Source organism: Microcystis sp. M144S2 (genome assembly GCF_020246065.1).
Lineage (GTDB): Bacteria > Cyanobacteriota > Cyanobacteriia > Cyanobacteriales > Microcystaceae > Microcystis > Microcystis ichthyoblabe_A.
In genome coordinates this window covers 1-21,959 of the sequence record NZ_JADBTR010000142.1, presented here as the reverse complement: position 1 = coordinate 21,959, position 21,959 = coordinate 1, and the positions used below count along the sequence as shown (strand labels likewise).

At 43.6% G+C, this 21,959-nt stretch carries 24 protein-coding genes and 1 pseudogene; 13 read left to right on the top strand and 12 right to left on the bottom strand.

Annotated features, from left to right (window positions below):
* Window positions 1–138: pseudogene (locus tag IM462_RS16485) on the bottom strand (photosystem II D2 protein (photosystem q(a) protein)); the annotation flags it as partial.
* Window positions 139–588: 450 nt separating this feature from the next.
* Between IM462_RS16485 and IM462_RS16480 the strand changes: the two are divergent.
* From IM462_RS16480 to IM462_RS16450, 7 genes are all read left to right on the top strand, one after another.
* On the top strand, window positions 589–1,896 hold the full coding sequence (locus IM462_RS16480) for a hypothetical protein (RefSeq protein ID WP_271954625.1): 1,308 nt from the start codon (window positions 589–591) through the stop codon (window positions 1,894–1,896).
* Between the two features lie 201 nt (window positions 1,897–2,097).
* Complete coding sequence (locus IM462_RS16475) at window positions 2,098–2,358, top strand: type II toxin-antitoxin system Phd/YefM family antitoxin (protein WP_271954624.1); 261 nt, start codon at window positions 2,098–2,100, stop codon at window positions 2,356–2,358.
* Window positions 2,359–2,422: 64 nt separating this feature from the next.
* A complete protein-coding gene (locus tag IM462_RS21290) occupies window positions 2,423–2,482 on the top strand; it encodes a type II toxin-antitoxin system RelE/ParE family toxin (RefSeq protein ID WP_287702543.1) in 60 nt (19 codons plus the stop codon).
* A complete protein-coding gene (locus tag IM462_RS16465; protein WP_287702539.1) occupies window positions 2,479–2,697 on the top strand; it encodes a type II toxin-antitoxin system HicB family antitoxin in 219 nt (72 codons plus the stop codon). The genes IM462_RS21290 and IM462_RS16465 overlap by 4 nt, the downstream gene beginning before the upstream one ends.
* Before the next feature lie 206 nt (window positions 2,698–2,903).
* Window positions 2,904–3,173 (top strand): UPF0367 protein family, encoded by a 270-nt coding sequence (locus IM462_RS16460; protein ID WP_008204619.1) that lies wholly within the window; start codon window positions 2,904–2,906, stop codon window positions 3,171–3,173.
* Between the two features lie 499 nt (window positions 3,174–3,672).
* A complete protein-coding gene (locus IM462_RS16455; RefSeq protein ID WP_287702537.1) occupies window positions 3,673–4,341 on the top strand; it encodes an energy-coupling factor ABC transporter ATP-binding protein in 669 nt (222 codons plus the stop codon).
* A 73-nt stretch (window positions 4,342–4,414) separates the two neighbouring features.
* A complete protein-coding gene (locus IM462_RS16450) occupies window positions 4,415–4,975 on the top strand; it encodes an NYN domain-containing protein (protein WP_287702535.1) in 561 nt (186 codons plus the stop codon).
* A 128-nt stretch (window positions 4,976–5,103) separates the two neighbouring features.
* Here IM462_RS16450 and sfsA read toward each other — a convergent pair whose 3' ends face one another.
* Window positions 5,104–5,823 (bottom strand): DNA/RNA nuclease SfsA, encoded by a 720-nt coding sequence (sfsA, locus tag IM462_RS16445; RefSeq protein ID WP_287702533.1) that lies wholly within the window; start codon window positions 5,821–5,823, stop codon window positions 5,104–5,106.
* A gap of 80 nt (window positions 5,824–5,903) precedes the next feature.
* A complete protein-coding gene (locus tag IM462_RS21080) occupies window positions 5,904–6,092 on the bottom strand; it encodes a hypothetical protein (RefSeq protein ID WP_071839390.1) in 189 nt (62 codons plus the stop codon).
* A gap of 247 nt (window positions 6,093–6,339) precedes the next feature.
* Here IM462_RS21080 and aroC point away from each other — a divergent pair, with 247 nt between their 5' ends.
* Entirely contained in the window at window positions 6,340–7,440 is a 1,101-nt protein-coding gene (aroC, locus tag IM462_RS16440) for a chorismate synthase (RefSeq protein WP_287702531.1), read from the top strand.
* A gap of 13 nt (window positions 7,441–7,453) precedes the next feature.
* Window positions 7,454–8,656, top strand: coding sequence for a glycosyltransferase family 4 protein (locus IM462_RS16435; protein ID WP_287702529.1), 1,203 nt, complete (start codon window positions 7,454–7,456; stop codon window positions 8,654–8,656).
* A 465-nt stretch (window positions 8,657–9,121) separates the two neighbouring features.
* On the opposite strand, the gene IM462_RS16430 is transcribed toward IM462_RS16435, so the two are convergent.
* Together IM462_RS16430 and IM462_RS16425 are read right to left on the bottom strand one after the other, a co-directional pair.
* Window positions 9,122–9,712, bottom strand: a complete 591-nt coding sequence (locus IM462_RS16430; RefSeq protein WP_287702528.1) for a Uma2 family endonuclease — start codon at window positions 9,710–9,712, stop codon at window positions 9,122–9,124.
* 579 nt (window positions 9,713–10,291) lie between these two features.
* Window positions 10,292–10,786, bottom strand: coding sequence for a hypothetical protein (locus tag IM462_RS16425; protein WP_287702526.1), 495 nt, complete (start codon window positions 10,784–10,786; stop codon window positions 10,292–10,294).
* 365 nt (window positions 10,787–11,151) lie between these two features.
* Here IM462_RS16425 and IM462_RS16420 point away from each other — a divergent pair, with 365 nt between their 5' ends.
* Complete coding sequence (locus IM462_RS16420) at window positions 11,152–11,982, top strand: hypothetical protein (RefSeq protein WP_002751676.1); 831 nt, start codon at window positions 11,152–11,154, stop codon at window positions 11,980–11,982.
* A gap of 129 nt (window positions 11,983–12,111) precedes the next feature.
* On the opposite strand, the gene IM462_RS16415 is transcribed toward IM462_RS16420, so the two are convergent.
* Together IM462_RS16415 and IM462_RS16410 are read right to left on the bottom strand one after the other, a co-directional pair.
* Window positions 12,112–12,795: a DALR anticodon-binding domain-containing protein gene (locus IM462_RS16415; RefSeq protein WP_287702524.1), complete on the bottom strand. Its 684-nt coding sequence runs from the start codon at window positions 12,793–12,795 to the stop codon at window positions 12,112–12,114.
* A 2-nt stretch (window positions 12,796–12,797) separates the two neighbouring features.
* The gene (locus IM462_RS16410) at window positions 12,798–13,001 is read right to left on the bottom strand and encodes a hypothetical protein (protein ID WP_287702522.1); all 204 of its coding nucleotides are present in this window, start codon (window positions 12,999–13,001) and stop codon (window positions 12,798–12,800) included.
* Window positions 13,002–13,144: 143 nt separating this feature from the next.
* Here IM462_RS16410 and IM462_RS16405 point away from each other — a divergent pair, with 143 nt between their 5' ends.
* The gene (locus tag IM462_RS16405) at window positions 13,145–15,247 is read left to right on the top strand and encodes a pentapeptide repeat-containing protein (RefSeq protein WP_287702520.1); all 2,103 of its coding nucleotides are present in this window, start codon (window positions 13,145–13,147) and stop codon (window positions 15,245–15,247) included.
* 123 nt (window positions 15,248–15,370) lie between these two features.
* Here IM462_RS16405 and IM462_RS16400 read toward each other — a convergent pair whose 3' ends face one another.
* The 3 genes from IM462_RS16400 to IM462_RS16390 form a co-directional block, all read right to left on the bottom strand.
* The gene (locus IM462_RS16400; protein ID WP_287702519.1) at window positions 15,371–16,237 is read right to left on the bottom strand and encodes a transglutaminase family protein; all 867 of its coding nucleotides are present in this window, start codon (window positions 16,235–16,237) and stop codon (window positions 15,371–15,373) included.
* Window positions 16,237–17,238: an alpha-E domain-containing protein gene (locus IM462_RS16395; protein ID WP_287702517.1), complete on the bottom strand. Its 1,002-nt coding sequence runs from the start codon at window positions 17,236–17,238 to the stop codon at window positions 16,237–16,239. Before IM462_RS16395 ends, IM462_RS16400 begins: the two co-directional genes overlap by 1 nt.
* An 82-nt stretch (window positions 17,239–17,320) precedes the next feature.
* Window positions 17,321–18,757, bottom strand: coding sequence for a circularly permuted type 2 ATP-grasp protein (locus IM462_RS16390; protein WP_287702515.1), 1,437 nt, complete (start codon window positions 18,755–18,757; stop codon window positions 17,321–17,323).
* A 238-nt stretch (window positions 18,758–18,995) separates the two neighbouring features.
* On the opposite strand from IM462_RS16390, the gene petB reads away from it, so the two are divergent.
* Window positions 18,996–19,664: a cytochrome b6 gene (petB, locus tag IM462_RS16385; protein ID WP_002738970.1), complete on the top strand. Its 669-nt coding sequence runs from the start codon at window positions 18,996–18,998 to the stop codon at window positions 19,662–19,664.
* A gap of 51 nt (window positions 19,665–19,715) precedes the next feature.
* A complete protein-coding gene (gene petD / locus IM462_RS16380) occupies window positions 19,716–20,198 on the top strand; it encodes a cytochrome b6-f complex subunit IV (RefSeq protein ID WP_002738373.1) in 483 nt (160 codons plus the stop codon).
* A gap of 87 nt (window positions 20,199–20,285) precedes the next feature.
* On the opposite strand, the gene IM462_RS16375 is transcribed toward petD, so the two are convergent.
* Entirely contained in the window at window positions 20,286–21,095 is an 810-nt protein-coding gene (locus IM462_RS16375; RefSeq protein WP_287702513.1) for a squalene/phytoene synthase family protein, read from the bottom strand.
* A gap of 269 nt (window positions 21,096–21,364) precedes the next feature.
* On the bottom strand, window positions 21,365–21,589 hold the full coding sequence (locus tag IM462_RS16370) for a hypothetical protein (RefSeq protein ID WP_287702511.1): 225 nt from the start codon (window positions 21,587–21,589) through the stop codon (window positions 21,365–21,367).
* Between the last annotated feature and the right edge of the window lie 370 nt (window positions 21,590–21,959).

The window sequence follows — 21,959 nt, the reverse complement described above, 5'->3', positions numbered from 1 at the left end:
TCCACCTAGGGCCATGAAGGCGCAGGGGAAGAGTAGTAAACCAGACCAACCGATGAAGACGAAACGGTCTCTTTTGAGCCAGTCATCGAGAGCATCAAACAGCCCTCTTTCTGGGGCGCGTCCGACAGCAATGGTCATGGGGGTTTTCTCCGAAAAATGTATATTATTGCTAAGATTCCGCGCTCTCTTCTCTATCTATCCGAGCAGGCCAGCAGATGTGTAGAAGAATTGTGAGAAATCTTTACTTTTCTTAACTTACACTATATTGGAAAAAATGGCCAAGATTTTTTAGGTCGATCTTAAAAAAATCTAAAATTTTTTCGGGGAGACCGCTTGCTGCGCCCTCAAAGCTGTTGTCATTGGCAAATGCGGCAAAATCCACTTGAGTGGGATGCTAGACCCCTATGTGCGGTAATTATGCCCAAATTGAGGTGATTAAACCCCACAGTGCGCTATTAAGTTTCATTTAGGGGGTGTTAGACGGATGGACGTGGGATAGTAGGATGGAGAGGGTTGCTCGATCGCAGGGAGCAGTATAATTAATAGTTAGCTGTCAAAACGTGAAAATTTGGGGAATAACTGTTCATCATGTCAGAGTTTTCTTTGGAAAGCTTCGCGGAGAGGATTCATTACGGCAAAACAAAGGACTATTTTCAAGAAGTTCTATCTTCATATCAAAATAGGAATTATCGTTCTGCTGTTGTGATGCTTTGGTCTGTTGCTGTTTGTGATATTGTCTACAAACTTCAAAATCTTGTTGATTTATATGATGATGCAGTTGCCAAATTAATTCTCGATGGACTTACTGCATTGCAAGATAGCGATCCTAAGTCTTCCGCATGGGAAATCAAATTAATTGATGACACTTATAACAAGACAAATCTTCTTGATAGCTTGGAGTATGAAAATCTACGTTATCTCCAGAAGCAACGCCATTTATCAGCCCATCCAATACTAAATTCAAACAGAGAACTGCATGAGCCAAACAAAGAAACTGTAAGAGCGTTAATTAGGAATACATTAGAGGGACTACTTATCAAACCTCCTTTCTACACACAGAAAATTACGGATGAGCTTTTAGAAGATATTGCTGAGGCTGCACCTACACTCAATACTAGAGAGAAAGTTAAGAGATATGTTGAGAGTCGATACTTAAGTAGATTGAAACTAGATGTTGAACTCTCTATATATAGAACTCTATGGAAGTTAGTATTTAAACTTGAGAATCAGGATTGCATTAAAAACAGGGCTATAAATTTTAAAGTTTTAGAGGTTATTAGTAACCGCCAGCACAATGATATACTTGAAAAAATAAAAGGTGAAATTGACTACTATAGCAATATTTCATTGTGTCCACAAAATCTAGATTTTGTGGTATTTTATCTGTCTAAAAACAGGGATTTTTATGAAGTTCTTAACGAAAGCGCCAAACTAAAGGTACAACACCATATTGAAAATACAGATATTGGTCGAGTATGTGCTTGGTTTTTGAAGGATAGCCTAGAAGATTATTATGTAGATATGATTGCTCTGATAGAAGGAAGCTCTCATTTAAGCTTTACTGACAATCAACTAAAGTATTTATTGGAGATATCTGATACAGCAGAGTGGCAAAGGCTCTTCTGTAAGTTATTGTCTATTTATTACTGTGCAAGTAAAAATTTCAATCAGGCAGATTTAAGATTTCAGCAAGCAATATCTCCTTATCTGGATTTATTTGATAAAGAAGCTTTGTTTTTTCTTGTTCAACGCATTGAGGGTAATGACCAAGTGTATCGAAGGGGAGCAGCATTCGAGGATCATGAAAAAGTTAAACAGAAATTTATACAGCTACATGACGAAGAACTTGATCTAAAGCCATATCCTCATTTCAAGGATAATGTAACCAAAGAGTAGTACGATCGCCGATATTGTAGGGTGCGTTCCCTGATGCAATTCCTAATTACTCCGCCAATAAATTCCTGGGAACGCACCAAGATTATGGACTTTGAGCAAGCGATCGCATCTGTAGGGTGCGTTCCCCGAAGCTTTCGGGTTTTGCCGACCAGATTTAGACAGAACTATAATGACAATTGTACTTAACCATGTACAACTCTGATGAGCGTCAACATTGTCAACTTTAGTGAAGCCCGAAAAAACTTTAAATCTGTAATAGATACAGTAGCCAATGATAAAAACTGTACTGTCATTGTCAGAGGAGATACAGAAGATGTTGTTATCATGTCTAAAAGTTATTATGACAGTCTGATGGAAACAGTTTATCTCTTAAAATCTCCGGCTAATGCTCAACATTTGCAAGAAGCGATCGCAGAATATCAAGCAGGTAAAACACAAGAACATGATTTAATCGATGCGTAAGTTGGCTTGGGGTAGTAAAGCATGAAAAGATTATCTTTATTGGCAATCTCAGGACAAGAAAACCCTGAAAAGAATCAATCTGCTCATCCAAGATACTGTATCCAATCCCTTTGAAGGAAAATGAATAAATACAGCATGATTGTTCAGTGGTCTGATGAAGATCAGCTTTTCCTGGTAACGATCCCAGAGTTTTCTGATCTTGTCATTATGCCTTGTACTCATGGCAAAACTCGTCAAGAGGCTATCCACAACGGTGAAGAAGTGATTGAAATGTACTTGGAAGCCTGGCGGACAGAAGGTGAAGTGATTCCCGAACCCAGAACAAGATCGGTCGCTTGATATTCCTGCTCGGTCCTGGGGCATAACAACGCCTCTGCACACCGACTGCCGAGAGTTAATCGGTTATGATGCTAGGGTTATCTGCACAGTGAACAGCAATCAGTGAACTGAAAACCCACATCTGATAACTGATAACTGATCACTGACTTCCCAACCCCTGCTATACAATGGTTTTTGACTTGTTTTTTGGAAGGGAACGCTAAACTATGTATTCGATCGATATTACCCTGAAACTGTCCCCCATCCCCATTTCCGTGCAGCGCAAGGAAGAAGCGGGAGCAGACGCTTTGTATCAAACAATTATTAACGCTATGCGATCGCCGAATCCAGAATTATTAGAATTAACCTGCGAAAAACAAACCGATAAAAAGGTGGCGGTTTTGAGCGATCAGATCAGTGCGGTGATTGTGTCACAAAAATCCGGGGCTGCCTCCACCGGTAGAGCGCCGGGGTTTGTCGCTTTAGCCACAGAATAGTTCTTGAATCAGTTATCAGTGAGCAGTAATCAGTAATCAGTGACAAGAAAACGGCAACCGCCTAGATAACACTTTCCACTGAAAACTCAAAACTCAAAACTGATAACTGATAAGCTGTTCATAATTTAAATTGCTTGTTGAGACGAGGCAAGAGGCACTCTTGCAAGAGGCAACAGTAAAGGGATTGGAGGAGATTCGGCTGATCATTAAGAATAAGTGGTTTAAATAGGGTTTGCGGCAAAAAGTACGGGCGAAGCATTCGGATAGAAAATCTACGGTTTCATCGATAGGTTATTGCCCGAATGCTTCGCCCCTACAGGACTCAGGCCGATGAAGACGCAAGGTTTGGAAGCACGATTCTCTCAAAATCTTGTACCTGTGGGAGCAAGAAAAGCCACAAAACCCCTATCTTGCCTACATTTCACATTTATTCAGCAAGCCCTAAATAAGTCTTAGCTTAACTGATAACTGATAACTGATAACTGATAACTGATAATTCATGACTATAAAAGTAAAAGACCTCTGGTTTAGCTGGCCGAATGGGAAATCAGTATTAAATGGCTGCTCTTTGCAAGTTCCCAGAGGGGAATTTTGGATGTTGTTGGGGACAAATGGCAGCGGTAAATCAACCCTGCTGCGGCTCTTAGCGGGATTATTAAAACCCAGTCGCGGGGAAATAGAGATACCTAACCCCCTCGGTTTTGTTTTTCAAAATCCCGACCATCAGTTAGTTATGCCAACAGTGGGGGCAGATGTGGCTTTTGGGTTGGTATCCGAGGGTTTATCCACGCAGGCAATTCGGGCCCGGGTGCGGGAATCCCTAGGGGCGGTGAATTTATTAGAAATGGAAAAACGACCGATCTATGCTCTCAGTGGCGGACAAAAGCAAAGAATCGCCATTGCCGGGGCTTTAGCTCGTCATTGCGAGGTTTTGCTCTTTGATGAACCCACCGCCCTTTTGGATGGGGATACCCAGTTAGAATTAGTCTCTCAAGTGCAGAAATTGGTCAAAAACCGAGGTATTACGGCCCTTTGGGTGACGCATCGCCTGGAGGAATTGGATTACAGCGATGGGGCATTTTTGTTGGAGGGTGGCAAGGTAACGGATCAGGGAAATGCCCTAGAATTAAAAGCGAGATTATTGGCAAGTGCGGCGGGAGAATCCTAGATTTTTTGTTAATATCATTAGGACGCTGTTTTTTAGAACTGCCCTTAATGCCACACGAATTACTCTCAAAGCCATGGTTAATTCTTCTGATCGTTCCCTTCTGCTGGTTGACGGCTACAACGTCATCGGCGCTTGGCCGTCCCTGAAAAAAATTAGCGATCGCCAAGGTCTCGAACCGGCGCGAGACAAGTTAATTGAAACCCTAATCGGTTACACCCACCATCAGGGTTATCAAACCCAAATCGTCTTCGATTCCTACTTTCAAAACACCCCCGGCAGCCAGGAACGCTACACTAACCATTTATCGGTTTATTTTACCGCTCACGCTCAAACCGCCGACACCTATATAGAGAAAACCTGCGCCGATTTTTGGCACGATCGCGCCCCAGCTATCGGACGGATTATCGTCGCTACCTCTGATAATGCCCAAAAAATGACCGTTATGGGTTATGGGGCCCAGTGGATTTCCGCTCAACGTCTGGAAATCGAGGTGGATTTAACCGGTCGTCGTCTGAGAAAATCCCAGAGTTCTTCTCAAAGTCCCAAAGGGCGTTTTTTATTCCATTCTCTCGATGCTCAGGTGCAACAGAAATTAGAGAAAATGCGCCACGGAATTAGTTATCAAAAACCTTGACAAATTACCCCAAATATGTATCGACAAAATCCCCATTAGAGGCACAGGTAACTGTGTCTCTAAGCTTTTCAAGGTCAGTTGCGGTCTGGGGGATTTTGTCAAAAGCTGTTCGATCTAAACCACTGGTTTCACAGTTGCAATTCTGCTAAACCTAAATAATAAATTCCCGTGGGTGTCACTTGGAAGCGACAGGGTAAAACCTTGACTCCTTTAGCCACTGCTTGACGCAATAACTGCCCGTATTTAGCATCTTTACTATCCCCCGGAGCAAACCGGTCACAATCACCCCGATTGATAAAGTAGAGCATAATCGCTTCCGCTGCCGGCAATAAAGCCATTAATTCGTTTAAATGCTTCTGTCCTCGCGTGGTGACAGTATCGGGAAAAAGTGCCGTTTCTCCCTGATTCCAAGTGGTATTTTTAACCTCGATATAGGTGAGGGAATTATCACCATGGGTCAAAAGAAAATCAATTCTACTGCCGTTATTTTGACCGTAGGCTACTTCCGATCGCACTTCGGTGTCATTTTTGACCAAATCGGGAAAAACTCCCTGCAATAGGGCATTTTTCACCACCTGATTAGGAAGATTGGTATTAACTCCCACCCAAGTCTCCCCCAGTTGAATCATCTCCCAGGTATAAGCTAATTTTCGCTTCGGGTTATCACTGCGAGAAAGATAAACCGGTTGACCTTCTACGCATACATCCGTCATCGGTCCGGTATTAGCGCAATGGGCCGTAATTAATTCTCCGTTGTCCAGTTGTATGTCGGCAAAAAAGCGTTTGTAACGTTTAATTAAAATACCCTTGACAAGAGAAGGGTATGTGTGAACTAACAAAGAAGTCATCAAATTTTCGCCAGGCTATATAAGGTAAAGAATAGCCTTTTTTTGGGAGCTTAACCTGAAGACAGGAGACCTTTCAGTTATCAGTGAACAGTGATCAGTAAACAGTAATCATAGTATTTTCCTTTATTCGTAGCAGGCATTTTACTCTCTTGGGTTTGGTGGGTAAAATGTATTCTAAAATACAGTTCTGCTGGCGAGCAAATGGAACGAACCACAAAGACACAAAGGACACAAAGATTGATCGGTCTTATATAAGTTAAACTTATCACACAAAGAATAAGAGAGCCGGCATTTTACTCCCCTCTCCCTTTGGTTGTGGGGGTAAGGGAAATTAACCATCTCTGCGATTACTTTTGAAAAATGGCATCAGTGACAAGAAAAGGCAATTTTCTACTTAAGACTGTCCACTAAAAACTCACATCTGATCACTGATAACTGATAACTGATCACTGATCACTGATAACTGATAACCGCTCAGGTACAATAAAACCTTGAGGCTTAATAGACATTGAGATTATGGGTAACACTTTCGGACGACTATTTCGGGTTTCCACTTTTGGAGAATCTCACGGGGGTGGGGTAGGAGTGGTTATCGATGGTTGTCCTCCGCGCTTAGAAATTTCCGAAGAGGAGATTCAAATCGATTTAGACCGTCGCAAACCGGGACAAAGCAGAATCGTGACCCCGCGTCGGGAAAATGACATTTGTGAGATAATTTCGGGCGTTTTTGAAGGCAAAACCCTCGGTACACCGATCGCTATTTTAGTGCGGAATCAGGATGCTCGCTCGCAAGATTACAACGAAATGGCCGAGAAATTCCGACCTTCCCATGCGGATGCCACCTACGAAGCAAAATACGGCATTCGCAACTGGAAAGGAGGAGGCAGATCCTCGGCCCGGGAAACCATCGGCCGGGTGGCCGCAGCAGCGATCGCTAAAAAAATCCTTAAATCTGTCTATAATGTCGAGATTATCGGCTATGTGAAGCGAATTAAAGATCTTGAGGCAATCATCGACCCCAACACCGTCACCCTCGACGAGGTGGAAAGTAATATAGTGCGTTGTCCCAACGGGGAAACGGCCGCCCAAATGATCGCCCTGATCGACCAAATTCGCCTGAATAAAGACTCGATCGGCGGTGTGGTGGAATGTGTAGCCAGAAATGTGCCGAAAGGTCTAGGAGAACCCGTTTTTGATAAGCTAGAAGCCGATTTAGCTAAGGGGATGATGTCCTTACCCGCGAGTAAGGGATTTGAAATCGGATCGGGATTCGCGGGAACCTTCTTAACTGGCAGCGAACACAATGACGAGTATTTTATCGATGATAACGGGGAAATTCGCACCACGAGCAATCGTTCGGGGGGTATTCAAGGGGGAATCAGTAACGGTGAAAATATTATTATCCGCACCGCTTTTAAACCCACCGCGACTATCGGTAAAGAACAAAAAACCGTGACGCGCAGCGGGGAAGAAACCACCCTGGCAGCCAAAGGAAGACACGATCCTTGTGTTTTACCCCGAGCGGTCCCCATGGTCGAAGCGATGATGGCTTTGGTATTATGCGATCATCTGCTCCGTTTTCAGGGACAATGTACGATTAGCGATCGCTTTTTCTAAACCCTTACCCGCAATGAAATTTTTATTCCTTCATTCCAATTTTCCCGCCCAATTTCGCCATTTAATCACGGTTTTGGCTCAAGACCCCGGAAATCAAGTTATTTTCGGCACTACCAGGCAAGAGGGAGAGATAGCGGGGGTAAAAAAATTTATTTACAAGGAAAGTCGCGCTGTTTCTCCCCAAACCCATCATTATGTCCGTCCCCTCGAAAGTGCGGTTTTACAAGGTCAAGCGGTTTATGCTGTTTGCCAACAACTGAAAAATCAAGGTTTTTATCCCGATATTGTCTATGCACATTCTGGCTGGGGGCCGGGCCTATTTATCAAGGATATTTTCCCGAAAACTAAGTTTTTAGCCTATTTTGAATGGTTTTATCATGCCCATGGTTCCGATGCTGATTTTGATCCAGCGGATCCCCTTAATGCTGATGCCGAGGCCCGGATTAGAATTAAAAATGCGACGATCCTCATCGATATGGTCAGTTGCGATCGAGGTTTATCGCCGACTATCTGGCAAAAACAACAATTTCCCCCCGAATTTCACTCGAAACTGACGGTTTTACACGATGGCATCGATACGGACTATTTCTGTCCCCGTCCCGATGTGCAGTTAGTCATTCCAGAGATAGGTTTAGATTTATCCGGTGTTAAGGAGATTGTCACCTATGCAACCCGGGGAATGGAACCCTATCGCGGTTTTCCCCAATTTATGACGGCTGTTTCCCTAATTTTAGCCCGTCGGCCTAACTGTCATGTGGTGATTGTCGGGGAGGATCGAGTCGCTTATGGAAAAACTCTACCGGACGGCAAAACCTATAAACAATTGATGTTAGAAAGCCTTTCTTTAGATTTATCCCGGGTGCATTTTACCGGTTCTCTGCCCTACGGTCAATATAAACAGGTTTTACAGGCATCAGCGGCCCATATCTATCTTACCCGTCCTTTTGTGCTGTCTTGGTCAATGTTAGAGGCTATGGCCATGGGTTGCGTGGTGATTGGTTCCGATACTCCCCCCGTGCGAGAATTAATTACTGATGGGGAAAATGGTTTATTAGTGGATTTCTTTTCTCCTCAACAAATAGCCGATCGCGTCGATGAAGTGTTAGATTATCCCCAGGGTTGGCAAAATCTGCGTTTAAATGCCAGGGAAACTATCAAGCAACGCTACGACCTCAAGCAATGTTTACAGGAGCATCTAGATTGGTTATTGAGTTGATGAAATGAGAGCATTTTCAAAAAAATACTGTCTTTTAAAGGATTAATATCGCTATTAAATTCTTTCTCTTACAATCCTAATTCCTTGCCAAGCAGGAATATTATACCAATTCTCCAAAGTCTGACTACAGAAGTTTAATCCTCCTAAATCCCCCTTAAAAAGGGTGACTTAAATTCGATGTGTAGTTTTCATTTAGAGAAATGGTATTACCTGCTCGTCTTTCTTCTATGGTATAGAACGAGTTAGTTAGGACGCTTTCAATTTTCAAACTCTTATCGGTCAAGGGTTTCAGCGATTGATTGTCCTAACCACCCCGCTCTTTGCTATAATAATACGGAGGCTATGAAACGGTTAAAAACTTGTTCCCTTTTGATGGAATATTGAAAATTTAATTCTTGGCATTCTGCAACTGTTAAGTTAACCCATAATCTTTAGATAGGCGGAAAAAATCACCATTTTATATTGTTATGTTGATTCAATAATTTTTATCCCTGCTCTAAATTCCCGCAGTGCTTGGGCATGATTTTCTGTATTAATACAACGCATCAATAAACCTACATCTAAACTCGGTAAAAGTTGCGATTTACTAACAGCTTCATATCCCTCATTTCCTAAACTATAAAACAATAACTCATCATTCATCCAAAACCAAACTTCGGGAATTTGTAACCGTTTGTATGCTTCCAGTTTATCAATTCCTCCACTACTAACAACCACCTCAATCACTAAATCAGGATGTTTTCTATTTGCTCCCAATTCATAGGATTCATCACCCTCTCTTTTAACCTTTTCAAATTCATTTTCTAAGGTGACAGAACCAGTAGGAGTAAAATCTAATCCCAAAAATTCTAAATAAATTTCTACTAAAGAAGCAATACGTTTTTTGATAGTTTCGTGTTTTTTCCCTGGCATTTTTCTAATCTCCAAAACTCCATCTAAAAAAGATAACCTTAACCCTGGGCGATCGATTAGCTGTTCAACAGCTTTAAATTCTCTCCAGGTTAAGTCACTAATTAAAATTGGTTCTGCTTCTCGTTCAATGAATGTAGTTATCATAATTTAACCCCAAATTTAGACAGTGAATTTTTCTCAACATGATATCAGATAAAAACAGATTAAGTGGGTAGGCGTTAAAAATTATCAGATGCCCCCCTTATCAAGGGGGATCCCCCCGCCTATCGGCACCCCCCTTATCAAGGGGGGCAGGGGGGATCGGCACCCCCCTTATCAAGGGGGGCAGGGGGGATCGAACCTAAAATCCATTTTTAATTTATTAATTATAACCAGCTACTTATCATGAAAAATATCACAGTCTGACAAACTACCTTTAATCATACCATAGCCTTGATCAATAAACCTTTTGAGAATACCAAATCATCAGACCTCTTGTAAAAATCAACAATTGTCTTAGTTGGTTAGGAGGCAGGAGTCAGTAGTCAGGAGAATTAAGAATGAATAAGAATCAATTAAATGGTCTATTTAGATATTTTATGCCATTTAATCCTTATTTTTGACGTTTTTGAACCCTCAACAATTAACTATGCAAGAGATATTATCTAAATTACTTGTTAATACTGCACACTTAAAACTCAAATATGATAACTGATAACTGATAACTGATAACTGATAACTGTTTTACTCGGCTTTTACCAAACCCTGAGAGCGAATACAGGCCTGTTCCCAGCGACAATCGGGATTAACTTCCACCGGTTTGAGCTGCGCCCAGATTTCGCCTTGATCATCGGCATAAAAACTATCGATAATAGCAGGAATACGAGTACCGAAAGGTTCGGTAATCAGGACAGAATCGGTCAGATTAAATACTTCGCCATTAGCTCCCGTCGCTTTTTCGATGACGGGAATTTCTGCTTTGGGAATCGGTTTTCGGAATAGAGGAGCCGAATCGAAACGGGGACGGAGAGGAGATTTTATCTCACTACTGACTGATTTTACCGTTTCCTCGGCTGGTTTTTCCTCAATTATTTCTGGAGGGGTTTCTGGGGGTTTGGGGGGTACTGCAGCCCTAGAACCCTTTTTAATAATTTGTAGAGGTTGTAGGGGAGGAGTGGTTTTAATTGGCTCTTCGGGAGGTTCAGGGGTGCTAGGGGTTTTCTTCGGGGGACGTGGCATAGTAGGACAAGGAAAATAAAAACTATAGGATTATTGAAGCATATCGAGCCGCTAACCCGCTCGACCAGTGCTTGTGTCAATTTTGCTGTGGCTAATTCTTCCCTGGCCCCGGGCCAGATACCCCGCACTATAACTATCTGGGAATTAGTCGATTCCCCTCTCCTCTCCAACTTATTGAAAAAACTTCTCATTAAGTATTGACAAAAATTCCTAATAAGCTTATGGTTATTTATAGTGTTCTCCTCTTAAGGATCGGCAGTGGAACCGCGCGGCAGTCTCTAACAATGCGGTTCCCATTTTTTTTTGGAACGATAGAAGGCTTTTAACGTCTCTAAACTTCTAGGTTTCCTCATCCTTTGGCTTTTATGAACGATAATTCCGACCTGTACCTCGATCATCTCACCCATGCGGATACTGTCATCACTGCTGAAATTGTCGAGCATGAGAGTCAATCAACAGATGAGACAGATTGGGCTGCTCTATCCTCTCATTTACGTCAACAAAATCAAGAATTACAAGCGGAGATCTGGCGACGGGAGCAAGCTCTCGCCGAACTGCGATCGCGGTTAGCCGAGCAACATCGTCGCTGGCAAAGTTGCGATACCCTAATCCAGCAGCAAAACGAGGAACTGCAATACGAAAAGCAACAATTACAGCGAGCTTTAGGAGAAATCGAACAGTATCGTCAAGCAGAACAACGGCAACCGATGATTATTGCCAATTTGACCGCAGAATTGACCCGCACGCGCCAACAATTAGCCCGTTTAGAGCGAGAATGTGCCTTAATTCAGGAAAGTTATCAGGAAAAAAGCCAAAAACTCTGCAACTATGACCAGCAATTGCAGGAATTACGCACCCGTCTCCAACGTCAGCAACGCTACACCCTCCAGTATAAAGCGGCCTTGGCCCAGTATTTCCAGCGCGGTAGCGATCGCAATTTTTCCCCAGATTTAGCCATTGTTGACAAGGCAGCTGCGATCGAGCCTTGGTCTCAGACAGAGAATCAAGAAAACGATGAAGTGGCTCCCATCGATGATTTTGTAGCGGAATTAGAGACTATTGAGCCAGTAGAATCCTTAAATAAGAAAGACAGGGATTGGCCCGCACCTATCATCTCTCCTTCCCCGAAATATTCCTCTTTTCGGGTTGATTTGCCCACTTTTATTAAATATCGCCAAGAAAAAGATAATTCCTGAACAACAGAAAGAGAGCCGGCGACTGTCCATGTTTCGTCTCGGCTCTCTATTCTGGTCCGCTCCTCACACTAATTAAAATCTATCATAAGCTGGTGATTTTATCTACTAAATTCACAAAAGTTGATATTTTTATAGTTCCGTCATCGGCAGCAGTTGCCATTTTTGACGGAGAAGACGGTTAAGTAGTTTTTGACTGACGCTAATCAGGATTAATCTCGATCGCTGAATTGAGGCCGATTCTCCGATAATGCGACAGTTACGCTCAAAATTGAGCATCGCTTCGCACAAATTCGCAGTTAGGGGATAGAGTTTCTGGCCTTTCCAACAATCGCAAACGGTTAAAATTTGCAGGATTAAGGCTATTTCGGCGGGATGATGCCAGGATAATGGTTCAGACTCGGTTAATCTAATTTTTTCCCGATTGAGCAGTTGTAACAAACTAGAATAGCGAGCGTGGGTATATTGAAATAAAAAGAAAAATTCTCCTTCGGGATGGAGAGGAAGCTGATCGGAGAAAAATTTATCAATTGAATCGTTTAGTTTCAGTAACCAAAAGGACAAAAATTGCTGATCTAATAATAATTCTAGCCATCCTTCCCTAAGCTGAATTTGTGGAAAAAGGGCGATTAAATGGTTAAATATGGTTTGACATTGAGCGGGTGTAAAATAATAAAACAGAGGTGAACGATAGAGGATACTATCAGTTTTTTTGCAACGATAGAAAGTTAATTTATGGTTGTTTTCTGGAAAAAGATTAATTAATTGTTGTTTTAAACAATGCTCGATCGAGGGGTGATTGCAGATAAAATTCATACTCAGAAGGGTAAACGTAGTTGCGTGCGCCCAAAACGTCCTCTAGATATTTCCACCAAATTGAGATGCACCCAAATTATCCCTATTCTTCTTCCTTCCACACAAACACCAGAAGAGCCAGTTTTCGGATATTGTAGTAGATATTTATGGGGGAAATCCAGATATATTCTAGAACGCGAGGTGTGGAACCTGACGCGATTGCCCATAAAAATGCCAGGTTTTTGAATGTGGACTCGTTGAACCAAGAATCCCGAAGCGCTGGGATGGGAGTGTCAATCGGATTCTCTCAGGAAACCCGCTTTCTAAATTGCAGTAAGATTGAGGGCATAGTATGGCAATTTCTTAGGCGATGAAGGCAGCGGCAGTTATTGAGCAGTACAAAAACGGGCGGCGGGATTTCCGGGGGGAATCCTTGCGGGGCGGTAACTTTCGCGGTGCGGACTTAACAGGGGCGGATTTCAGTGGTTGTGATATACGCGGGGCAAATTTTAGTCGGGCGAATTTGACGGGGACGAAGTTTACCTGGGCGAAGGCGGGATTGCCGAAGCGCTGGCTGGTGATTTTGCTGGGGTTGGCTTTGGCGTTAATTGGGGTTTCGAGTTTTTTATCCGTCCTAGCCGCTTATCTGGTGGTCTTAATTTTTGATTCATCCAGTACAGAAAACCAAGTTACTGGTTGGTTCACCTTAATTTTTCTCATCTGTTTTTGCGCTGTCACTTGGCGTAAAAATATTTTGGCCGGAGCCCTAGCCCTAGCCGGAGCCCTAGCCCTAGCCGTACCCGTAGCCGTACCCGTAGCCGTAGCCGTACCCGTAGCCGGAGCCGTAGCCGTAGCCCTAGCCCTAGCCGGAGCCCTAGCCCTAGCCGGAGCCCTAGCCCTAGCCGTAGCCGTAGCCGTAGCCGGAGCCGGAGCCGTAGCCGTAGCCGTAGCCGTAGCCGGAGCCCTAGCCCTAGCCGGAGCCCTAGCCCTAGCCGTAGCCGTAGCCGTAGCCGTAGCCGGAGCCGGAGCCGGAGCCGTAGCCCTAGCCGGAGCCGGAGCCGTAGCCGTAGCCGTAGCCGTAGCCTTGACATTATTTTTCTGTTGGCTCGGTTGGCTGACCCTTAAACAAGAACACCGCGATCCTTGGTTGCGTAAAATTGTGATAGCCTTTGCTGCCATTGGTGGCACCTCCTTTTTTCAAGCCAATTTAACCGCAACAGATTTTACAGGAGCCACCTTAAAAAGTACCAATTTTAATCAGGCAATCTTGAATAAAACAATTTTTAAACAAGCAATTAAATTGGAATTAGCCCGCCCCGGCAATACCTTATTAGCCAATCCCCAAATTAGAGAATTTTTGATTGATTCCCGCACCGGAAGCGGAAAAGACTTTGCCCAAGCCGATTTACGGGGGGCATATCTGGAGGGGGCAAACCTGCAAGCTGCCAACTTGCGCCTAGCGAATATCAGTGAAGCCAGCTTGCAATACGCCAATCTTGCGGGGGCAAACCTCAGCGAAGTCAACGCCGTCAATACGGATTTGCGCCATGCTACTCTGACGGGTGCTTGCGTGGAAAATTGGAATATTGATGCCACCACCCAACTGGATGAGGTGGACTGCCAGTATATTTACTTGCTTAATGGGCAAAAAGAGCGCCGCCCCAGTAGTGGCGAATTTCAACCGGGCGAATTTACTAAATTATTTGCCGAAATGTTCGACACCGTTGACCTCATTTTCCGCAATGGGGTAGATTGGAAAGCTTTCATTGCCGCCTTAAAAGAAGTGCAAGTGCAGAATGAAGATACGCCGCTTCAGATACAGAGCATTGCCAATAAAGGAGATGGCGTGATAGTGGTAAAAGTCCATGTACCGCCCGATACTGATAAAGAGAAAATTCATCAAGAATTTAACCAAAATTATCAACTACAACTCGCAGCCATTGAAGCCCAATATAAGGCACAACTCACCGCCAAAGAGACGGAAATTGCCATCTATCGCCAACAAAGTGTTGATATGATGGAAGTTACCAAAACCCTCGCCAACCGTCCCATCCATGTAGAAGCAAAAGCCATGAGCCACAGTAACGACAGTTCCCCAAATATTACCATCCGCGATATTAATAATTCCGCCGTCAATTTCGGCGAAATCATCGGCGATGTAACTAATACCATTAACCAAATTGCAGCCGATGCTTCCCCAGAAAATGCCCAACTTAAAGCCTTACTGCAAGAACTAACCCAGGCGATTGAAATTGACAGCCATTTAGATGAAGAAGAAAAAGCCGAAGCCGCCAATCAAGTGAAAAAGATTGCCCAAGCTAGTCAAAATCCTGATGATGCCGGACTGCAAAAGAAAGCCCAACGAGCAGTTAATTTTCTCGAAACAATTGCTAAAGCTTTGGAACCTGCCAGCAAACTTGCCCAAGCCTGTCAAAAAGCCTTACCGATAATTTTGGGAATATTAGGCTTCTGATAGGTTTGTAGTTGCGCTTTAGCGCAGTTCTAGTTAGGGCTATAGCATCGACTTGCCGCACTTTTTTTTAGTCCAAACTTGCGCCATTTCTAACATATTAGTAACTCCAATAAAGAATCATCCTCAAGATAACAAATCAAGCGCAATTGTCGATGATAGCTGAGATTCTATCACTTGATGACCGAGATTAACCGGTCGAGCATTTCCCTCTACTGGCGCGCAATAACGGGGAATTGGACTAGAAACGAGGCTAATATGACGGTCACTCACCGCTAATCCATGGGTGGGATCATAGCCCTTCCAGCCGCCCCCCGGCAAATACACCTCTACCCAAGCGTGTAAATGTCTTTCTCCTTGGTCTAAATCTCCTTCTTGATAGCCACTGACAAAACGGGAAGCTAATCCCACACAGCGACACACATCCATAAATAAAACCACAAAATCGCGACAGGAACCCTGCTTATTTTTCCAAGTGTTTCCGGGTAGATAGGGTTCTCCAGTAATACGAATAACTTGCTGACAATTTCGGTAAATTTTGTCATTAAGATTAAACAGGAAAGATAGCACCTGTCCCTCGGTTTCCTGCATAACTTCCTGGGCTAATTCTGCCACATCGGGGTCATTAGCTAACCCATAAAATTGTCTGTAGGGTTGTAATTGGCTGTGGAGGGAAATGGGATAATCAAAGGGTAAACAGGTCGCCCAAGGTTCCAACAAATACTGAAAAGGATTAACCCCATGGGTTTCTATTTCACTCACCACATCAATCAATAATTCTTCCGTCGGTTGATTAAACCAAATTTGTAAACAAGAATTGCCATCGAGGTCGATAATATTAGTTATTGTTAAAGGTTCTGGGTTAATTTTGAGCGTGAACTCTCGCAAAGTTTGCCCACCATCGGATTTTGGTCGCAAGCGCAGCAGATGGGGTGATAAAATCACGGGTTGATTATATAAATAGTTAGTTTGATGCCGAATGTGATAACGCATTAAGTTGTTAATTGGGATTGATATTGAAAGTTATTTACTGGCAGAGGTGGGGCAAGTTCGGGATTAAAAACAAAGAAAGTTTCTGTCATTTTTATTCCCACATCATTAACTCTTTTTTGAATATGGTCGAGGAATTCATGCAATCCCATTTCAATAATATCCTCGATAGTTAGATAACTCATTTCCGCACAAAGTCGCCCTAAACTTCTTTCTACCGAATTCCCCCAAGTTCCTACAGGAGTACCGGTAACTTGATGTAAACAGTGGTCTAATTCCCGCAGACAAAAGTGAATTGAACGAGGAAATTCTCGATTAAGAATTAAAAATTCGGCCACGTCACTAGGAGTAATCCGTCGTTGACATTTACGATACATTTCGTAGGCACTCACCGACCGCAGTAAAGCAATCCATTGAATTTGGTCTAGAGAAGTTCCTACCCATTGGGCGGAAGGCAAGAGATAATAGTATTTAACATCAAGAATTCTGGCGGTTTTATCGGCGCGTTCCTGTAATCTTCCCATAACGCCAAAATGCCAACCTTCATTATGAGTCATCGTCGCATCCATTACCCCCGCAAAACGGTGACTAGCCAATTTAACTTGAGTAAAAAAGTTCGGTAAAGTAGTTTGAGGATGGTAAGAGGAAGCATCTTTTACCATCAAGAAAAAACCATTAACCTGTTCCCACATTTCCGAAGAAATAATCTCGCGAACTGACCGAGCATTTTCTCTGGCCCAGCGCAAACAAGAGATAATTGAGTTACTATATTCCGTGTCAAATGTCAAGAAATTGATCACATTTTCTGCGGTGGCTGTGCCGTAACGTTTCTTGAATTGTTCTAAATCTCCCGTGGTTAAAACCAAAGGTTCCCACTGTTGCAAAACACTGGTAGGTACATCTAACATTAAATTAAGGTTAACATCCATAAACCGGGCGACATTTTCTGCCCGTTCAATATAGCGATTTAACCAATAAATTGAATCAGCAACTCTACTAAGCATAATTAACTGGGAAAAAGTGAAAAGAAAAAAGAAAAGGGTAGGGTGGGTTACTAACCCACCAAAATTTTGATTATTGTCCTTATTACTTGGTTAAAACCCAAGTGTCCTTACTGCCACCACCTTGAGAAGAATTAACCACTAAAGAACCCTTTTTCAAAGCCACGCGAGTTAACCCCCCGGGATGCACATAAATTTCATCGCCACGATGGAGAATATAGGGACGTAAATCCACATGACGACCTTCAACTTCCGTGTCAATTAAAGTGGGAACCCTAGAAAGACTTAACACCGGTTGAGCGATATAATTGCGGGGATTAGCAGCAATGCGTGGGGCAAATTCTGCCCTTTGTTCGGGGGTAGCTTGAGAACCGACTAACATCCCATAACCTCCCGATTCATTGGCAGCTTTCACAACTAATTTATCGAGATTATTTAAGACATAATCTAAGTCCTTTTCTCGCCAACAAAGATAGGTAGGAACGTTATTTAAAATCGCTTCTTCTCCCAGATAATAACGGATCATATCCGGGACAAAAGCATAAATAACCTTATCATCGGCGACTCCCGTACCAGGGGCATTAGCTAAAGCGACGCGACCTTCCTGGAAAACTTTTAATAATCCGGGTACACCTAACATCGAATCGGGACGAAAAACCGCCGGATCTAAAAAGTCATCATCGAGGCGACGATAGACCACATCTACCCGTCTTAATCCCTTGGTGGTTTTCATTTGTAGATAACCATCAAAGACAACTAAATCACGCCCTTCCACTAATTCTACCCCCATTTGTTGGGCAATAAAAGAATGTTCAAAGTAGGCAGAATTATAGGTTCCGGGGGTTAAAACCACCACGGTAGGATTAGGTAATTGGGCTGGGGCTAAATTGAGGAGAGTTTCCAACAGATGGGAAGGATAATCATCCACCGGTTTAACATTCATTGTCTGGAAAATATCGGGGAAGGTGCTTTTCATTACCCGACGATTTTCGAGGACATAGGAAATACCGGAAGGAACCCGCAAATTATCCTCTAAAACGTACCACTGACCATCTTTATCGCGGACTAAATCGGTTCCCGTGATGTGACACCAGATACCTCCGGCGGGTTTCAGTCCAAGACAGGGTTTCAGAAATCCCGTCGCCGAGGCGATTAATTCGGGGGGAATAATGCCATCTTTAATGATTAACTGGTCATTATAGATATCGGAGAGAAAAAGATTGAGAGCTTTGATGCGTTGTTTCAGGCCTCTTTCTAAATAATCCCAGTCCTCAGCTGCGACAATTCGGGGAATAATATCAAAAGGAAAGATTTTTTCCACCCCTTGATTGTCGCTATAGACATTGAAAGTCACCCCCAATTCAAACAGGGCCGACTGAGCGGTTTCCCGGTGTTGTTGAAGTTCTTGGGGCGGCAGATTCTGCAACCATTTGATTAAAGGGGACGCGTGGGGACGAGGTTGACCATCATCTAAGAATAGTTCGTCGTAGAAGCCTTCGGGATCGTAGGTATTTAATAGCACACTGACCTCATTGCATACCTTACCTATTCCCAGTGTCGGACAATTGGCCTGATTTTTTGTAGTCTAGGAGACATTTTAAGGGAAATTTTAGGAAGTTAGCGGTTTTTCGGGTCTAGCGATCGCCAATTGATCCCCACCGGTGGAGAAACCTGACAAGAGCGAGAATTAGCCCTGAAAACTGTGTTACATTTTTTAAAGGTCACACATTAAATCTTTCATTTTTCTTACTGGTTACGCGATGTTTACCAAACAAGTAACGGATTCTAAAGCCTATCAATGGTTTGAGGAACGCTTAGAAATTCAAGGGATCGCTGATGATATCAGCACCAAATACGTTCCCCCTCACGTCAATATCTTCTACTGTCTGGGTGGCATCACCCTTGTGTGCTTCGTGATCCAGTTTGCCACTGGTTTCGCCATGACCTTCTACTACAAACCCACCGTAGCAGAGGCCCTCTCCTCCGTACAGTACATCATGAACGAAGTTAACTTTGGTTGGCTAATTCGTTCTATCCATCGCTGGTCTGCCAGTATGATGGTGTTAATGATGATCCTGCACGTTTTCCGCGTCTATCTGACCGGTGGCTTCAAAAAACCTCGCGAATTAACCTGGGTAACTGGGGTTGTCCTGGCCGTAATCACCGTTAGCTTCGGTGTCACCGGTTACTCCTTACCCTGGGATCAGGTGGGTTACTGGGCGGTTAAAATTGTTTCCGGTGTACCTGCTGCTATTCCCGTCGTCGGTGATCAACTCGTCACCCTGATGCGCGGTAGCGAAAGCGTCGGTCAAGCAACTTTAACCCGTTTCTACAGCTTACATACCTTTGTACTACCCTGGTCGATCGCGGTCTTCATGTTGCTACATTTCTTGATGATCCGTAAACAAGGCATTTCTGGGCCTCTATAATTCAGAAAAATATCTCTGTCGATCCGAAATCATTTTTAGGAGACATTATCCATGTCCACATTAAAAAAGCCCGATCTCAGCGATCCCGCTCTGCGCGCTAAGTTGGCTAAAGGGATGGGTCACAACTACTACGGTGAACCCGCTTGGCCTAACGATCTGCTCTATGTCTTCCCGGTGGTTATCTTCGGTACGATCGGACTCTGCACCGGTTTAGCGATTATGGATCCCACCATGATCGGTGAACCTGCCGATCCTTTCGCTACTCCCTTAGAAATTCTGCCAGAGTGGTATCTTTATCCCGTTTTCCAAATTCTCCGCATTCTTCCTAACAAACTCCTAGGTATCGCTTGCATGGCTGGCGTTCCCCTAGGCTTGATGTTAGTTCCTTTTATTGAAAGCGTCAATAAATTCCAAAATCCCTTCCGTCGTCCCGTCGCTACCGCTATCTTCCTATTTGGTACTGTGGTCACGATTTGGTTAGGTATTGGTGCCACTTTCCCCATCGATATATCTTTAACTCTCGGTTTGTTCTAAGTTACTGAACTTCACCGGTTTTTTGCCCACGCTTGTGATTCCTGACTTTGGAAGAGCGATCGTGGGCAATTTTAATTTTGATTTCTTCTATCGGGTAATTTGTTGTACCAAAGCGATGACATCGCTGCGGCTGAGTTTTTCCTTACCTAAAGCTAGGACTTCGAGAGTGCCATGGGCTAAAGCGAGGGGAATCTTACAAAAATCGAGTGCCGGCCCTTTCGGCAGCGATTGAGTGTAATAATCGGCTAATTTCAGATTACGACGGGCATAATTATGAATATCACTAATTGTCCAACCCTGGGGCAGAAAACTTACCCCCCGGCACCGATCCTCCCCATGGTTGCGGGCAATATTAACCGCTTGTAAACCCCGACCAAAACCGATGGCATAACTGCGATTAGTTTGAGTGCCATCGTACCAACTCCAGAGGTCAGACAGCAATAAACCCACGGCACCGGCCACACTAAAGGTATATTGATCTAATTCCACTTCTGTGCGAATATCCCAGTTATTCCCAGCCCAGTAGGCCATGCGATCGGCCATGGCCGCCGTGGCATCCCAAACCCGGGGGGCGATCGAATCCGGTGCTAACATTGCCCATTCGCCAATTCTCAGGGTTACTTCCGGCAAAATCTCCCGATGGACTAAGCCAAAAGTAAAATCCTCTTTGGTAGAATTTTCAGTACCTGCTTGTAAATTCAGGCTAATTTGTCTTAATATCTGGGCTTTACTGAAGTTATCTAGGTCGGGATGGTCTTCTACTTCATCGATCGCCCTCATACAGAGATAGGCTGAGGCTACTGCCTCGAGCAGATGATCCGGTAAACGACTTATGGGAATATAAAAAGTTCGACTCGTTTCTTGCAGAATCGTTAAAGCATTATCGCGCAAATTCATTCAGTCCACTCCTCACGCCAACTTAGGTAACTACGAGTTAAACCAATCAGATAGATCGGTTTAGGTGATTCCGATGTTCCTAAGACAAAGTTGCTGTCTATTGTAGTATGATTATTCAAAATTTCGAGATTATTCTCGAAAAAATCAACCATTAGGGTCTTCTTGACAATTTTTCTTTCTGGTGTGGCTGAGGGACAATTACGGCAATTTTTCGAGATTACAGGCTTAAAAAGCGGTTTTTGCCCGTTTTTAAGCAGTATTTTGCGGCTTCATGGCAGGGATTGAAAGGAGATCACTTGTAAAACCGGGCCGATCATGGCCAGAGTCATCACATCTGAGCGAATTTCACCCATAACTGTCACTTTTGCCTTTTTTTGGGTTAATTCGGCGGGTGCTTCCATTAATTCGTAGGTTTGACCGTTATCAGCAATTAATGCCCAAGTTCCTGTGCCTATTTCGATTCTTTTTACCTGACCGGTTACACTAATACTCATGCTTTAATTTCCTTCATCGAGGCGATCGCAATTGCCGCCCCTGTTACAAGCATTGTATCGATATCTTTCCTCGGCATTGATTGCCAATTTTGCCAGACTTTAACCCCGTAAATCAGTTTTTTTTATCTAAAAAGCGATCGCTACTTCCGCCACCACCGCTAAGAGGGAGGCCACAGCCGCTAAAATCATTATTTCTCGATCGGATTGTCTCATAACTAGGGTTTGCGGCAAAAAGTTTTTCTTGGGGGCAGGGTGTGGGGTGTGGGGTGTGGGGTGTAGGGTTTTACCGATTTTGAAGGGGTCAATTACCTAATTTTCAGGGAAAAAGTCCCTGAATTTTCCCCCCGATCACTCCCATATCTGGTACTTT